The sequence below is a fragment of the Vibrio sp. Sgm 5 genome, assembly GCF_026241575.1.
GTDB lineage: Bacteria > Pseudomonadota > Gammaproteobacteria > Enterobacterales > Vibrionaceae > Vibrio > Vibrio jasicida.
Genome location: NZ_JAPHPY010000033.1, coordinates 46,701 through 63,780 on the forward strand (window position 1 = coordinate 46,701; position 17,080 = coordinate 63,780).

Here is a 17,080-nt window from a genome sequence, read left to right on the forward strand (position 1 = left end):
TAGCTAATACGAAGTAATTAGCTAACTCAAGGTAACTAGTTAATTGCGATCGTTCCGCCTTGAATCTTTTGAGCTTTTTCTGCTTGTGAGGTGACGTATTTCGCTTTCGTCGTAATTCGGCCATCACGCCCACTGTAGCGCGTTTCTGTCTCACCACTTTTGACGATCAGTTCTTGCTCGGTTTCTATCACCATCTTTTTCGCTCTCAACACGAACTCATCAGAGTCATTCAGAATAGAGAAAAAAATGTCCGTCACGAGAGGCAAGCTTAAGTCGTCGTTCATAAATTCGATACGGCAACTCAGTTTATTATCTATTGCCATTTGTAGTTCACTGCGACGAAAGCCGCGCCCTAACCTTGCAGTGAGCGGTTGATTGAATGGATTACCATCAAAATCGACACGGACACTGCCCGTTGACTCGTTAATGGCGACTATGGTTCCAAAACGCGAAAAGCAAGCCGGTGATTCGGCTTGCTGTTTCGTGATGGTTTCTGCAATAAGAGGTTGTTTTTCCATCATTAGTTAATCGCTACGTTACCACCTTTCACGACGACTTTATCGCTGCCTTCAATGGTGATTGAAGAACCAGAAAGCTTGATTGAACCGTCACTGTTCATCACTAATGAAGAACCACCGGTTTTCAATACAATCTTGTCACCACTGATGATTTGCGTCGCACCATCGGCTTTGTAAGACGTGTTACCTTTCACCGATACGGTTAAGTTACCACCTACCGTTTGATTATCGTCAGCACCAACATCAGAGCTCTTAGAAGCGCCGACAGTCAGGTTGCTGTTTTCACCCACATCCAAGTCGTCATTCTTGCCGATCTTGGTTGTACGGTTATCACCAATTTCCAAATCAGAATTGTTTTTCACATACTGAGTTTCATTGGCGTTGTAAGTCACAGTGACGTCTTGTTCTACCGTCTCAGTAAACGTGCTGTTTACTTGTGTTGTCTTGTGACCATCAATAGTTTCTTTATGGTCACCATGCACTTCATTAGTTTGGTGACGCGCGACCTTTAAGAACTCATCCTGACCGATGTCTCGGTAACGGTTGTTGAGTACCTTCGTCGACATGTCTTTTTGAGCGTGAATGTAGACTTCTTCTTGGTTCGCTTCGTCTTCAAAGCTCAGCTCGTTGTAACCAGTGCCTTTGTGCGTTTGAGTACGGAACGTGGTACGCGTTTTGTTTTCTGGCAATGAGTACGGAGGGAAATGCAGGCCATTGTACACCGCGCCTGTTACAAGCGGTCGGTCTGGGTCTCCCTCAAGGAAGGTAACGACAACTTCATGACCAATACGTGGCAAGTAAACTGCACCCCATGTTGGAGCCGCCATAGATTGGCTTACGCGAATCCAGCAGCTTGCGTGCTCATCGTTATCGCCGTAACGATCCCAGTGGAACTGAACTTTGATTCGTCCTAGTTTATCGGTGTAGATCTCCTCGCCTGCTGGACCAACCACTACCGCCGTTTGAGGGCCGTCTACAAGCGGAGCAGCCAGTTTAGGAGCTTTGAATACCACGTCACGAGGGATGCAAGAGAACTGGTTGTAGTACGTGGTTGGCATACCACTTGTTTCGTCCTCATGCACTTGTGGGTCTTGCCCTGTGTGCATCACTGATAACATGATGTAATCACGGTTGATCGCCGAACGAGGGTGATCACTGATGTTGAAGCTATAGCCGGATGCCAAACGCATCACATCACTGCTTGCTTCAACTTGTTGATTATCAACAATGTGCTCAGACATCCACTCAGTCGTTCTCACCTGCCCCATTGCAGGATCAACATAACGCCCCGGATAATCAAACTGCTTGAGATCTTGGTCGAGATCACCTGCATGCGTCATCTCTTGTGGAATCTTTGGCTGCTCGTAGTTGTAGTCCGTGTACGTAACCTGACCCGTTCGCACGCGGTTAACAAGCTCAAGATCAGAGATGTGTTCGCGATCCGCAACACCGCCGCCATCAGCATGGTAAACAATCGGTCCAATATAAGAAGCGTTGATAGGAGAGCTCACCAAAGGCGCAATAGCATCGTTGCTATCCACAATCACCATGGTGTGGTTAGCATCAGTGTGATCAAAGTAATACCACATACCGTGTTCTGCCATCATTCGCTGAACGAACTGAAGGTCAGATTCACGATATTGCAGTACGTATTCTTTCGGAGGATAAGTACCCGAGACTTCAAATCGATAGTCGGTAACTGCGCCATCATCAAGCACTTCCGTGATGATGTCTTTCGCAGATTTCTGCTGGAAGATGCGACAGTCTTGACGCTGAGATAAGAACCAAGCTTGAGGAACCAGAACCAATTGATAACGAGAGAAGCGACGACCCGTACCTAGGTAACGAACTTCGTTTACTACCCCGTTGAATACGCGCGCAGCACCTACACCCTGTCCATAAAGAGTTAACGTGCCCGCTTTACGAATCAAGGCATCAAAAGAAATATCTGGATCAAGTGAAAGTAATGAGAGACTGATGTGAAAAGGCTTCGAAAGCTCTTCATTCACTTGAAAGCTTTCTACTCGAAAGTCGTGCCCACACCCTGGCACTTCAAATTTAAATTCTACGTCATTCACCATATCTTTTACCTGATACAAATAATCGAATTAGGGCCAACAATTGTTGGCCCTGAATCTTTACGCAAAAAGCAATTATGCTTCGCGTGGAGCACGCCAGTCGTCGTTACCAGCTGTACCACAGTTTTCGTGAGTTACTTCGATTGCACGGTAAGTCAGCTTAAGAACTTCTTCTGTCACGCGGTCTGCTGTTGCAGCGTCTTGACAGTGGTTCATACGAGTTTGGATATCTACAAGTAGCGCATCAATCAGTTTGATTGAGTAGTAGTGCTCTTGCTTACCTTGAACTGAAGTACGGTAGAAACGAATCACACACTCAGGAAGTTTTTCGCCAGAAACTAGTGCGTTGAATAGTAGCGGAGAAGAACGGTCTTGAACTTTAGTTACAACAACTGGGCGGTGTACACGTTGACCAGTTGGCTGACCGCTTTGTGGGTCACGTGGCACTGTTAGTACGTGATCAAGTTCTTGTACTAGGAACTCATCAACGTGAGCTTCTTGCCATGTGTTACCTACAGAATCTGCAGAGTAAGTATCTTTAGTGATGTGACCTTGAGTTTCACCTTTGATAGACATATATGCTGGAGTTGGCATCGTTATTTCCTTTTCTAAAATCTGTTTTGTTTAAATCACCAAATCGCTTATCACCGCGACTACTTAGTATAATCAAACTCCATGCCAACTTTTATAAACCTTACAATACAAACACTTAGCTAAAAACGGGCTTTATTTGTCAATTTATTAAGTACAATTTATTGGATAAAAAACCAAAAAGTTGGAAATCGATAATAATAAATTGTTTCAATAATAAAAAGTGAAAATAACCATATATCAAGAACAGAATAAAGTTAATAAAACTATCTATTTAGTCATATTAACTAAGAATTAATTCAGTATGACAAACCAAGATAATCAACCGTAAATATTCCCACTAATTTTGTCATTAAAATCACCAACAAACGCTAGGCAAAATATCTTGATAAAAAAAGAGTGTTATCACTTTTAGTATAATAGCCGCTACCTCTTTTCCTCTAAAGAATAAAATGGCTATGATAAATATAAACCTTTCTTCATTAATTCAGCGTCTCCACCCTATTGCAAAAGTGGCATTAGAAGACGCAGCTGCACTTGCAGTTTCTGAAAAAGCAACCGAAGTTCAAATCGAGCATTATTTACTGAGCCTATTAAAAAGGCCAAATAGTGATTTTGACGTCTTATTAAGTCATTTTGATTGTTCTGAGAACTTACTAAGACAATCGATTCGATCCACCCTCGACACCAACGCCAAGGGAAATGGCAGCAAACCTGTTTTTTCTGCTTTATTAATCGAATGGTTACAAGAAAGTTGGCTGGTTTCTTCTTTAGATCTATCCGAAACACAAATCCGCTCTGGCGCCCTACTCCTTACTCTTGTTAGCAATCCTCTACGTTACGGCCAACATGGTTACGCCTCTATACTTGAAGCGGTAAACCCTGACAGCCTTAAGCGTAACTTTGCAGAGCTAACAAGCCACTCTATTGAGGCGCAAGTCGCGACTTCAGAGAAAACACAAGCTCGTGAAGATGGTTCAGCACTGAGCAAGTTCACGACCGACTTTACGGGTAAAGCACGCAAAGGCGAAATCGATCCTGTTTTCTGCCGCGACCAAGAAATCCGCCAAATCGTGGACATTCTTGCTCGTCGCCGTAAAAACAACCCTATTGCTGTTGGTGAGCCGGGCGTTGGTAAAACCGCAGTAGTAGAAGGCTTGGCACTTAAGATTGTACAAGGTGACGTACCAGACAACCTCAAAGGTGTTGAGCTTTACGGCCTGGACATGGGCCTTCTTCAAGCAGGCGCAAGCGTAAAAGGTGAATTCGAAAAACGCCTAAACGCGGTATTGGATGAAGTGAAAAACTCGCCAACCCCTATCATTCTTTTCATCGATGAAGCACACACCCTTGTTGGTGGTGGTAACCAAGCAGGCGGCAGCGACGCTGCAAACTTGTTAAAACCAGCCCTCGCACGTGGTGAAGTGAAAACCATCGCTGCGACAACATGGTCGGAATACAAGAAGTACTTCGAGAAAGATCCTGCCCTTGCGCGTCGTTTCCAATTGGTGAAACTCGACGAGCCATCTCCTGAACAAGCAGCATTGATCATTCGTGGTCTGCGCCCAGCATACGAGAAGTCACACAACGTTTACGTGCGTGACGACGCGATCACCGCAGCAGCAGCGCTTTCTGCTCGTTACATCTCTGGCCGTCAACTGCCAGACAAAGCGATTGATGTGCTAGATACGGCGTGTGCACGAGTGAACATCAGCCTGAATGCTATTCCTGCTTCTGTTGAGACTCTTCAGCAAGAGCTTGCAGCTCAACAGCGCGAGCTTGAAGCACTTGAGCGTGATGCTCTGCAGCAAACTGGCGACAAGCACAGCCTTGCCAACATTCCAGACCTAAAACTGGCAATGGAAACAACGAAAGAAGAGCTAGCAGAACAAGAAGCGCAATGGCACAAAGAAAAAGAGCAGATCCAAGAGATGATTGCTCTACGCTCTCGCTTGCATGAACTGGTCTTTGGCGAAACAAATGAAGAAGAGCTTGTTGCAGACGAAGATTCAGAACAAGAGCAAGACGTTTCTCCATATGCAGAAATGGATGAAGAAGCCGTTCGCATTGCAATTTCGGCCTGCCAAGAGCAGTTAAATGCAATCCGCAATGGCAACCCATTGGTTCACTTTGAAGTGGGTCCAGATGAAGTCAGCCACGTCATCTCGGACTGGACCGGAATTCCAATGGGTAAGATGCTTCAAGACGAAGCAGAAACCACGCTAAAACTGAAAGAAAGCCTAACACAAAGCATCAAAGGCCAAGAATACGCTATTGATGCACTGTCTGAAGGCATTCAAACTGCAAAAGCAGGATTGGGCAACCCAGATGCACCGACAGGCGTATTCCTGCTGGTTGGCCCAAGTGGTGTAGGTAAAACCGAAACTGCTCGTGCGATCGCTGATCAAATGTTTGGTGGTGAGCGCTTTATGACGACCATCAACATGTCTGAGTTCCAAGAGAAGCACACGGTATCTCGCCTAATCGGTTCGCCTCCGGGTTACGTAGGTTACGGTGAAGGCGGCATGCTGACAGAAGCGGTACGTCAGCGTCCATATTCTGTTGTCCTGCTTGATGAAGTAGAAAAAGCCGATCCAGAAGTGTTGAACCTGTTCTACCAAGTGTTCGACAAAGGTACGCTGAACGATGGCGAAGGCCGCACAATCGACTTCAAGAACACGCTGATCATCATGACCAGTAACCTTGCGACGCACGAGATTGAATCTTTAGTTCATCAATCCAAAGACATCGATGCAAACATCATCGCAGAAGCTATCCGCCCGACTTTGAACCAACACTTCAAACCGGCGCTGTTGGCGCGTATGTCTGTGCTTCCGTTTGTTCCGCTGTCTGATGAAGCAATGACAGAAATCATTCACCACAAGTTGAACAAAGTTTCTCAGCGTCTACAGAGCCATCACAAGCTGTCTCTGAGCTACGAAGAAAGCTTGGTTGAGTTCGTACTAGGTAACTGTCGCCTTGCTGAAACGGGCGCACGTAACATCGACGCAGTCATCAACCGTCAGTTACTGCCTCAGCTCTCGACTCAGCTATTAGTGCATGACAAGGATGATTCACATACGCAAATCGAAGTGTCTGTCGATGAGCAAGGAATACTAACCTATGCGTTCAGCTAACCATAGCGAACTTAGCAACGCCCTACTTGCGATCAGCCAGTCTTTGGCTGATCGCAGCCAGCTTACTCAAACGTTGGATGCTGTGTTGACCGCGGCGAGACAAATGACCCTCGCAAAACACGGCATCATTTATGTTTTGGACCAGACTGGTCAGGCGTTGATTCCAAGTACCGCTCACCATAACGATAAAACGATTGTTTCCCACCCTTGGGAGGCATTGCAGATTGATTCCGCCAGTGAGAACGACCCATTTAACTTTGCGATTCGCAATGGTGAGGTGGTGTTGATTAATGAGTTGTATAAGTACAACGGTTACGACTGCGAAAGCATTTATCAAAGTGAGCAAATACTTGGACTAAAGAGTGAAAACTTATTGGCTTGGCCTTTGATTGATAGCGAAAGTAAGACCATTGGACTCTTGGTCTTGCTCGATTTAAGTGTTATCGACAATGAGGCTGCATTAACTGAGTTTTGTCGTATGGCCGCAAGTAATATTCGCCAAGCAGTTTGGCTAGAGCAATATGGGCAAGTGATTAAAAGCCTCAGTGCCGACAATCAAGCCCTCGTCCGCGAGAACACTCAGCTCAAAAAGCGTACCCAAAAAACCTATCAAGGGCCTATTGCAGAGAGCGAAGAAATGCTCAATGTTTTGAATCGTCTTGATAAGGTGTTATCTCTTCCTGTCGACGTTTTGTTGCGTGGTGAAACTGGTGCAGGTAAAGAAGTGATCGCGAAATACATTCACGAAAACTCTAACCGAGCAGACCAGCCTTTGATCGTTCAAAACTGTGCGGCTATTCCAGAGCAGTTATTGGAATCTGAGCTTTTTGGGCATAAGAAAGGTTCTTTCACTGGCGCAGACAAAGACAAGGTTGGTTTGTTTGAAGCAGCCAACGGCGGCACGCTTTTCCTAGATGAGATTGGTGATATGCCAATGCTACTGCAGGCAAAATTGCTGCGTGTGCTGCAAGAACGTAAGGTTCGCCCTGTCGGCGCCAGTAAAGAGATTGAAGTCGACGTGCGCGTAATCGCCGCAACCCACTGTAATCTTATGCAGCAAATCAAAGATGGCGGGTTCCGTGCTGACTTGTTCTATCGCTTGAATGTATTCCCGATTACGCTGCCACCCTTGAGAGAACGTGAATCAGACATTATTCCTCTCGCAGAACATTTCGTGCAACACACCACCAACACGCTAGGTCTACCGCAAGCACCAGGGTTGAGTGCCAACGTCCGTAAACAGCTTCTTGCGTACCCGTACCCAGGTAATGTGCGTGAGCTCAAAAACATCATCGAACGCTCAGTGCTACTGTCCGATTTTGAAACCATCACTCACATTGAGTTTGGTGAACAAATCCCAGAAGATACGCCAAGTGTCGAATTGAAAGTAGCATCACCTACCCCAGAACCACCTGTTAACGATACAGTGCAAGCGGATTTAGAAGACGCTTCAATCGGCCTTAAGGACGTTGTCAGCCAATACGAGCGCACAGTGATAATCGACTGCTTAAATGCCTGTAATTGGCACACCAAGAAAGCGGCCGAGCAATTAGCGCTGCCCATGAGCACACTCAACCACAAAATGAAGAAATACGATATTTCTGCAGCTGGTTGATTGGGAAGCGAGAAGCGAGAAAATCTTACTTCAGTTTCCATTGATAAGAAAAAAACCGCCCGAAGGCGGTTTTTTTGTATCCTAGTACTAATTCTCTACCCAGCTATCAATCATATCGATCCTCGCTTCAAGCAAGCTATCAAAATGGTCGTTGTAACTCATCCATTTCTGAAGGTTGATATGCGGTTTAAATTTAATTTCCTTAGATTGATCAGCAAACGCAAGGTCTGTGTTGAGCTTATTAAGCTGTTTAGCAGCCTCAACTTCGTCTTCTTTGTACTTGAGTTTGATCCAGTTACTTGGAATTCTAGTCACGCCACTATCGACCAAGTGCACTCCCTCACCTTTCTCTAAATCTAGCCCAGATCCAAACGGAGCATTGACTTGTATACCAAAGTTGATGCCTTTCCTTGAACTGCTTGGTGCAATCATCGGCCTTAAGCCATTTACTTTGTGACCAAATAGATTGATATAAGAAAGCTCTTCCACACTGGCAAACAAAGTGGTTTCTTCTTCCCTTGCACCGCTCCATGTCGATAGTGCTATATGTTCTAAACTTTCTGAATTCATCTTAACCAGATCTTCTTGAAGCTCAGATAGTGACTTAGGAATTTGTTCGATTTCAGATTTTTCAAAGATAAAAGAGTCACCCACCTTTTTCACTGTTCCGAGTCGTACGACTGCTTTAAAATCTGTCACTGGACATAGGTTTGAGCCAGGCCATAAGTTTGGATCATAAGAAAATTGAACGTGAATTGGGATTAGGTTTTTGTCAAAACCTTGATCCTCTAAATTATCAGGATCACACGGCTTTGAACGAATCAGTAGAGTTGCCGTCGTTTCTTTATTCCAGTCAAACGCAGTAACTTTACCACTCATGCGCTTATCAGCTTTTAGGAGAGGGTCATCCCCACCTTTCTTAGCAGAGTCGTATTTTAAGCCACTTTGCCCTAAGTAAAGGCTCACTTTTGCCCCATCAAAAACCTGTGGATATCGTACTTTCTTACCCTCAGGTGGCGTTAAAAATGTCTTCTCATAGAAGAGACCATCGCCAAAAATAGCGCCGCTAAAATTGATAAAGTCTTTTGTTAACTCATATTGACGAGATGGCGACAACGTCACGTTAAATCGGTCGATGGTTCTCTCTTTGCTATCTGCCGAACCAAACGGGCGCAGCACACTGACACGCTTTTCTGTTTTACTTTGACCCGGCACTTTTAACTCAAAAAAGTAGCTCAGGTATTTGAAACCACCCGAGACGGTTGAGCTAGCAGTTGTATCAAAGAGACTCTTCAATGCAAAGTCGTCGTAATTAGCAACTGGTCGAATACCAAATACACGTGTAGTACCAAAGAAATAACTTGGCTGAATAATGACGCCAAGTTTCTTCGCATTTTTGTCATCGCCAAAAATGACTTTTCTCTCTTGTTCAGAAAAGTTCATTGGTGTTAACTCTGCTACATATTCTATGTGAGTAGAGGCAACACTATCACTCCACTCCCAGTTTCCCTCATTTGAACTATGTGAAATAACATCAAGACAAATCGGCAGCTGACCAATAACGTTGCCGTTGTCTTCGCTCCCAATCCCATCTTTTACCAACGCTACGACCTTAACATTGTCATAGGGTGTCAGCATTGCACCGTTATCTCGATAATACTGCTCAAACGGCACCCAATCATCATACTTCGGAACTGAACCATTATTCTTATATGGGCGACGGACAAAGACTTCAACTCTCTCGAAGATGCTGTCATCTAGGCCTTTTGGCGGTTCATCTCCTAGTAATGCCTCAAAATGGCTGTCGTCTTGACTAGCCCTGTAATGAATTGGAAAGTAGTGGTTATATCGCTGGGCTTTCCCAGCCATTAAATCGGTTAAATCATCGGATGAATAATGGCGGTAAACATTAACACCTTGAGCGTATATTCTGTCAACCGAAGCGCTGCCAACTTGCTTGTGTGTTTGGCTGTAGCCATTTTTTTTCATCCAAATTTCATCTAAGTGTTCAGCACCCAATAATGAGATATCGACACTCCAACCATCATTGAGGATAAACTCATCAATATAACGCAGCACCTGGAGATCGCTGAACTGCTTAGGCCCACTGAACAAATTGCCATCACTCAATAACCCACCACTGCTAAAAGTAGGCATTACTTTGGTGGCGTGAAAGCCCTTAATCAAGCGAATCAAACCATTCAACGCAATCATTCGCTTCATATACGATTTTAAGTACACTCGGGTCGCATTGGGGATATCTGGTTGTGCTAAAAATTGGTTAAACGCCATAAGATCTTGGTGGCGGATGGAATCAACCTGCTTAACGTATTTTTGATATTCAGTGTTTGGCTTTAAGAGGTCCATAATGGCAGTAGCAAGCTTTACACCTTCTACCCCAGCGGCAATGACTTTTGCTGGTGGGAAGGCCATGGCCGCCCCACCAATTAATGCATTCAAACCGGATTGGATAAACTCCAGCATCGCCTGATCTTCGTTCATGTCTGTGGCAATTTTTATCTTTGCCGCCTTTTCAACATTCATCAGGCCTGCACGACACGGTGGATATTCCACAGAACGGCTAAACGCGAGATAGATTTCAACCCGACGGTTTTTCACCCGCTCTTCAATCGTACGGTTGGTATTACCAGGTAACGAAACTGCATACCCTTTGGCTACAATTTTGAACATAGGAGACCAAACGCTACGAGCGTCCGGAGACATCGCATCAAGGATTGCCTCTTTGACAGAAACAGCACGCTTTTCCGATAAAGCCAAGTTGTAGGCTTCTGACCCCATATTACAGGTATGGCCTGTTATGACAATTTCGAAAGGGTTACTGATTAACTTCTGTAACTGCTCAGCGATGCTTTTGTGCGCACTACTTTTTTCAGTGACTTGGTAAGAATCGAACTCAAAAAATGTCATGTTCAACCGAAGTAACACACCGTCTACACGCTGGTCTAGTGAACCGCTGCCTTCTTCTACAAACAAATCTGGCATTTCATTTCTTAGTTGATTGACAGCATTTTGATACTTCTCTTCCGTTCCCTGAAAAGCTTGTGCTTTATCTGCCTGTACAGAAGCGGTTGTTGCCATGTATTCCTGTATTTTAGATAGTAAATCTCCGTGTGCTGAGCCTTGAGCTGCTTGACTTCCGCTCCAATTGGCATAGCTATTTACCGCATCGTAACCCAGCTCCGCGATGGTTAACGGATTCTCTAACATATCTAAAGCTTTCGTTCCGATTCGCCCCGCGCCGTTAAGATATGGCAGAATGGAAGTGCTCCATAACGGAGAGGCTCTGTCCATCTGCGCATGAAACTTGTGACTAAACCATACTATTTGTGCATTAATTTGACCGTACATAAAGTGAGCAGATCGGGTCACTTCGTTCGGATAGTGATCTTTTAGCTCCTTTACCGCTTTGATGAAAGCTGTAGATGCTTGTGTAGCACCCAAAGTTTTACTCACGGTAAGTGCTAGCTTAGCAAGTTCATCATTTTCAGTGTTGATGCTTGATACTGAAGCAGCCGCAAATTTACTCAACGTCACCCAACTGATGCCATCTTTTAACACACCGGAAGTTGTCTCCAAACTGCCTTTTACCGTTTGAAAGGTCGCCCACGTTGAGTTTGGTAAACTGGTTTTAGTCTCCTTGCGTTCAATCAGTTTTTCCGGACTGTCGTAAGGGAATTCTTCTAAATCGGCGTTCAAATGAGGGAAGAATTGCGGAGCATGGTTAATTAAGGCTTCTTCAACGGAAATAGGATCTCCATTAACAACAGCAGTCCGACCTGCGGTTGTATGAATGTCGAGAGCAAGAGCATTTTCTTTTAAGCTGTAGCGGTCAGGAATACCCTTAGCCGTTAAAGCAAGATCAACCTCTCCGGTCTTATCTTCACTTTTAAGTTTCGCAAAATCAATATCAATACGAACAGAGGTAAGTCGTTCATTTAAAAATAAAACACTTTCCGAATTAAGCCAAAACGTCGCGACATACATAGACTCGTCTTGACTAACCTGACCATCTGTAGAGTACTTGTAGAAAACTTCTTTAACCGTCGATGTAGGTAAAACACCCTGACCCTCCGTCTCAGAGCCTTGGATATTAATGTCTTTTGGTAAATCGGCTAATGTGACTTCAGCGCCAACATAATCTTTTGAAGAAAAGACAACCTGAATTGTATAAAACTGCGGAACTTCAACTACATGGATCTGTTTTAAGTGGCTCTTGTTGTGCCACTCTGCGTAGTTGTTAAAGAAGTCACTGCTTTGGTCAACTTGTCCCGAGGGAGGTGTCATGCAATCTTGCTCGACACTTACACGCTTGACGCTTAAATCAGTAACACAAACAGGTTGCCCTTTATCATCTTTTATCTCCTTAAGATCTTTATAAGACAACAAGTTGTAGAGTTTCGTTAACCAAGGCTCCTGGTCTTTACTTTCTTGGGCCGCATTCGCCATCTGGCTTAATGGCACCAAATAGCTTGGAAAAAACAGCACGTCTCGCACGGCGCCCTTGTTAATCGCGGCTTCCACACAACCCTTTGACAAAGGAGCCCTAAGTAACTCAGCGCCTATCTGATCTGCGTTGAATTCACGAGCCGCTAAAATATTAAGTTTGCCATACTCATCACTAACTGCGATCGGATTTTGGCTACTGGTAGATATCTGTTTGTTAGTAGCAGTATGGTTTGCAACAAACTCTTGTTTAACTTCTAAGCTCGGAATAACCAATGTTTCATGTGCTAATGGGAAAAAGCGGCCAACGGGTTTGCCATCCCTGTCATGCAATCTCCCCATTAGATAAAGGCCCGGAATATCGTAACGTTTTACCATTTCTTGACCCCCATATATTCCCTCACTTGATCCATGTCTTTAAAAAGCGCTTTCATATCGAAATGTTGTGCACATCTTTGAAACTGTCCTCGACTCCTTGCGCAATCCCAACGCATCTTTTCAGTCACTTTAGGCACCAGCTCATCAAATTGCGCTTTGGTAGGAATAGCGGGCATAAAGAGACGCAAATCCATACTTTCAAAGTCTGCATGCATATATGAGGGAATAAAGAAGCTTAAGCGATGGAGTCGGTCATAGTCGAACTCACCTTCCCCCGTTTTTAATGCGTAGTTGTAGCTCAAACCATCAAACATCCCTACTTCTCCGGACTGTTTCAGGCGAACAACTCTATTGCCATATGCGTCTGCATACCACTTACCTCGCTGCAAAACATACCTTTCTGGCACTTGTTCAATTTTTTTCTGAGGGTCTTCAAGCGAATATAAGTCGTAGGGTTCACGTTTATTACAGCCTAGATACTTCTGCAGCGCTCCCTTGGTAAAATGGGTCAAACATTCAGGAACTAAATACTCTTTTTTACCAAGTAAAGACATGTCTGAAAAACGGAAAACTAATTGCTGATCAGGGCCTCGCTTTCCAGCCTCATCTATTTTTCTTACTTTATAGATAAATCGGTCATTGAATTGATCAATAAAGAAACCATAACCATCACGCAGTGGATTGAAGGTTTCTTTATCAACGCGGATCGTAGATTGAAATACATCACTTCGATTGCGGCTTTCGAGTTCAAGGCGCTGTGGGTTACGACTATCAGAGTCAGTAAAATAGAACTCTTTACTATCTTGAGTAAAGGTCGCTGACGTGCACAATTCCGCCTTAACGATGGTTTCTCTTTTCTTTAAATCATAAACAGCGCAATTAACCCCTGCTCCATAATAGCGAAACGCTAGATATCTCCCATCAGGAGAACGTTTGATATCATTCCCCCCAGCTGGTAATTCACCAAATTCGTCTCGATGAAGTAACAACCGGACATTCGTGCCATCTAGGTTCATAGTGTAGATGGTAGAATCTGGTCCATAGTTAAACATCACTTGGGGTTGAGTGTGCGTTGCGTTCCACTCTTCTTTTGGTACACCTTCAAGGGTTTCTATGTCGATTCGCCAACCACGAATTTTTGAAAGGGACTCTCTTTGTTTACTGAACAAAGTAGATGTCACTGTGTAACCGAGGTTTCTTTTATAGGCTTCACCCATTTGAGGCTTGCTTTGCCAATGCAAAACACCAGCCCCAGCCAATAAGGCAGCAACAATGGTACTGCCTATTATGATTTTTTTCATATTTCGCTTGTTCTCTTCATGATTTGATAAACCGAGGTCTAAGTCAAATTCCCCGTATTATCTCTTTAATTGGCGTTGATAAGCTCTAGCATCATGTCTAATGTTTTCTTTTGACGCTCTCTTTCTTCATTAACTTCATCAGGCACTCGCTGTTCTTCGTGCTTAGAAATCGGCGGTAATTCTGGTGGTTCTGCGATAATCTCTTGGTATGTCAGCCCTTCAAACATCATCACCGCGCTGTCCTCCCCGCCAAGGTGCGAAAGCACAAGTGTAAACTTTCCTTTGGGAGGCATACCTGTCACTAAGGCACTGATATAACCGTCTTTACTGGTTAACTCAAAGGGCTCGGTAACTCGCCAGTCACTTTCAGAATCTTCCATAATGGCAACTAAGCCGTCATACGAAGCCAACGAGTAAGGGTCTAGTTGTTCTGCCAATGGGCCATCTGCTAAGCCAACTTCCAAGCGGACAAGAAAACCACTGTTTTTTCCATCCACATAAGCAATGACCGTGTTGCTCTGGTCATAGCTGCGAACGATGGCTTGTTGGTCGCTAAACCATGGCATGTCGTCTTCGGTGACTTTATGGATGGCTGCGCTGTCTACATCGGAGGTGAATTCTTGTGCACTGAATGATTGTGCATCACTGTAACTGCTTAATTCATCTAATGGTGTGCTGGATTTCTCAAGCAAAGCAGCATCCGATTCTAGTGCTTCAATTTGTGCAAAGCGCTTTTGCTTTGGTGAGAAAATGATCTTGAGTCCATTTTCTCCCTGTTGGACTTCACCCGATATTTTGTAAGGTGCCCAGAAATGCGCCATGGCAAAACCGCTTGCGCTTCTTTGTATTACCTGAGGTGTGTCTTTTTTCTTTTCTTCTTGCTCTAGCGTACGGTAATACTCGACGTCAACATCTTGGTAGTAACCTTTCTCGTTTATGGCCATCTCACGCCAAAGCTTCCCTTTCCAAAACACATAAAGGAAACCACCGCGGAGGTCAGAAGCTTTTGCTTTGTCGTTGCTGCCATCTAAGTAAGCCAAAGGTCTCACAGGCACCAACACGTTATCCCACTCATCCATCTGAGTTTCTTTATCAACGGGTTGTAGGTCTTCGGCGAGTTTAAGCAAGATTGGCTGAGGCTGGTCAGAACAAGGGATTTTGATATAGAGCGTTTTGCCCTCCGCTTCGAGATCTTTAAACGTCGCGAGGCTGCGGTGTTTGTTTTCTGTATCGGCCTTGCCCACAGTCACTTTTTCTTTTTGAGCGTCGGTTTTTCCCAACATCAAACATGCTGCATTGCTAGACCACTGCCCTGCAAACTCAACAACGATTTTTTGATCTGGGCTCGGCTCAGAAGGTACATGCGTGTAACTACGAACTAAAGCAACATCGTCAGTAACCTGCTTGTAACCCGCTTTATAGACTTTGCTCTCACCAGTCGATGAGACAGATTCAAGCTGTGCTTTTAACCTTGGGAAACTTTGTAATTGGGTATCCGTTAACGGTGTTCTACGAGAGAAGGAAGACAACGCCACCCAGTTCCCATTTCCTAGCTCGTTTCGAATAGCCTTTAGCAACCCGGCACTAGACTTCTTGGCTGAGATTGAGATCTTCTGAGCAAACTCTTTAGGGAGGTTTCTAAGGATGTCATCTGAATTTCGCAAACGCGAAAGCTGCCCTATACACTCGTCTGGTGTAAGAACATAAGATAGCTCGCTGGAGGATAGCTTCGAGCTAGGTATAAATTTGCAAACTAAATGCATTTGAATTCTCCACAACCAACATCGTAAATATGGTTGCGGTGACATTTAAGCTGATAAGGCTTACAAGTACGATTTGGTACGCTAATGCTACTAATTTAATTTATAACATTCAATCACATAGAAAAATCAACAAATTAGCTGAAAGCCACCCAAAAGACACATTCGCTAGCAAAAACGTCATTTAAACTACAAATAAAGACAAAATAACTAAATATTGAAATCAAAAAGAAGGATTCAAATAAAAGGAATTTTTTTATTTTTGGGCAGAAGTTAACAGTTTCTATTGGGCAAATGACACCTCTGAGAGAGGCTCTGAAGGAATGACCTTCCTCAGCAACAACAGATAATGAATTGCTACTGAGGAGGTATGAATAAAAAGGTGAGCGCGTGTCACACTCACAAAAAAGCGCAACTACTTTGAAGCAATGCTAGGCTGGTGTCGCTTCATCACAGTCACAAAACGTCAGGTAGTTCACACTACCTAATGCAGAACTCTATACTTGGGGTATAACATTGCGTATAACTATATAATATTAAAACATATTCTCAACGTGGCATATTCACCACAGCATCTTTCAAATAACCATCACAATCACACTAACCGCTCCCAAAAACAAAATTGGCATAGGCATTCTAGATGTTTAACCTTGTATAAAGCCCGCCAAGTCATTTGTCGCAATTATTAGAAAAAGCCAATCGTTTGACTTAGATCACTTAATACCAAGTAAAAAGAAAGCGAGCTTAATGCTCGCTTTCTTTTAGGCTGCTTTCTGGGAGGGTAACTCCGCGGAATATCTTTCCCAATAATCTGGAACAACAAGCGCTGTAGTACTAGAGTAATTGAATGTCGTATTCACCTCATCAGCGGTCGCAGATAATGAGTTGGTACCATTTGCATAAACGGCTATTTCTCCATCTTTTAAAGTAGACAAATCAAGATCAACAGTCCATGTGCCATCAAGTAACACTGTTGCACTGCCTAGAACTTCCAAGCTATCGGTATCAACCGCTTTGAGTGCTATTGTGTCCCCTGCCTCAAAACGAGTAGTTATGCCATTGACAGTCACTGTTGTTAGACCTGTGACGTCGTTTACTGTTTCAAAAGCGATAGTAGGAGTCATAGCTAACACTTTGCTGGATATGAATGCTTCACCGGTATTGCCCGTTGCATCACTAAAGCCTTGCAACGTTAACGCCACACTCTTCACCGAATCCGCAACCGACGCGACTTCTGC

Annotated in this window: 9 protein-coding genes; 2 read left to right on the plus strand and 7 right to left on the minus strand. The window is 44.2% G+C overall.

Translation table 11 applies throughout. The annotated features are described in order from the left end of the window. Positions 1-35: 35 nt before the first annotated feature. The 3 genes from OQJ86_RS17440 to OQJ86_RS17450 all read right to left on the minus strand — a co-directional run bounded on the left by OQJ86_RS17440 (position 36) and on the right by OQJ86_RS17450 (position 3,190). A complete protein-coding gene (locus tag OQJ86_RS17440) occupies positions 36-521 on the minus strand; it encodes a hypothetical protein (protein WP_038867841.1) in 486 nt (161 codons plus the stop codon). After that, positions 521-2,599 carry a type VI secretion system tip protein VgrG gene (gene tssI / locus OQJ86_RS17445; RefSeq protein WP_039978275.1) on the minus strand — a complete coding sequence of 693 codons (2,079 nt, stop codon included), beginning with the start codon at positions 2,597-2,599 and terminating at the stop codon, positions 521-523. The genes OQJ86_RS17440 and tssI overlap by 1 nt, the downstream gene beginning before the upstream one ends. 72 nt (positions 2,600-2,671) lie before the next feature. Next, complete coding sequence (locus OQJ86_RS17450; protein WP_038867845.1) at positions 2,672-3,190, minus strand: Hcp family type VI secretion system effector; 519 nt, start codon at positions 3,188-3,190, stop codon at positions 2,672-2,674. Between the two features lie 455 nt (positions 3,191-3,645). Between OQJ86_RS17450 and tssH the strand changes: the two genes are divergently transcribed. Together tssH and OQJ86_RS17460 are read left to right on the plus strand one after the other, a co-directional pair. Continuing rightward, entirely contained in the window at positions 3,646-6,324 is a 2,679-nt protein-coding gene (gene tssH / locus OQJ86_RS17455; RefSeq protein ID WP_265988728.1) for a type VI secretion system ATPase TssH, read from the plus strand. Continuing rightward, positions 6,311-7,939 carry a sigma-54 interaction domain-containing protein gene (locus OQJ86_RS17460; RefSeq protein WP_265988718.1) on the plus strand — a complete coding sequence of 543 codons (1,629 nt, stop codon included), beginning with the start codon at positions 6,311-6,313 and terminating at the stop codon, positions 7,937-7,939. Before tssH ends, OQJ86_RS17460 begins: the two co-directional genes overlap by 14 nt. Positions 7,940-8,026: 87 nt before the next feature. On the opposite strand, the gene OQJ86_RS17465 is transcribed toward OQJ86_RS17460, so the two are convergent. The 4 genes from OQJ86_RS17465 to OQJ86_RS17480 form a co-directional block, all read right to left on the minus strand. Next, the gene (locus OQJ86_RS17465) at positions 8,027-12,781 is read right to left on the minus strand and encodes an OmpA family protein (protein WP_265988720.1); all 4,755 of its coding nucleotides are present in this window, start codon (positions 12,779-12,781) and stop codon (positions 8,027-8,029) included. After that, positions 12,775-14,082: a TolB family protein gene (locus tag OQJ86_RS17470; protein ID WP_265988722.1), complete on the minus strand. Its 1,308-nt coding sequence runs from the start codon at positions 14,080-14,082 to the stop codon at positions 12,775-12,777. The genes OQJ86_RS17465 and OQJ86_RS17470 overlap by 7 nt, the downstream gene beginning before the upstream one ends. Positions 14,083-14,147: 65 nt before the next feature. Continuing rightward, positions 14,148-15,845, minus strand: a complete 1,698-nt coding sequence (locus OQJ86_RS17475; RefSeq protein ID WP_265988724.1) for a hypothetical protein — start codon at positions 15,843-15,845, stop codon at positions 14,148-14,150. Positions 15,846-16,603: 758 nt separating this feature from the next. Continuing rightward, positions 16,604-17,080, minus strand: a 477-nt coding sequence (locus tag OQJ86_RS17480) for a hypothetical protein (RefSeq protein ID WP_265988726.1), incomplete at its 5' end; no start/stop codon positions are given.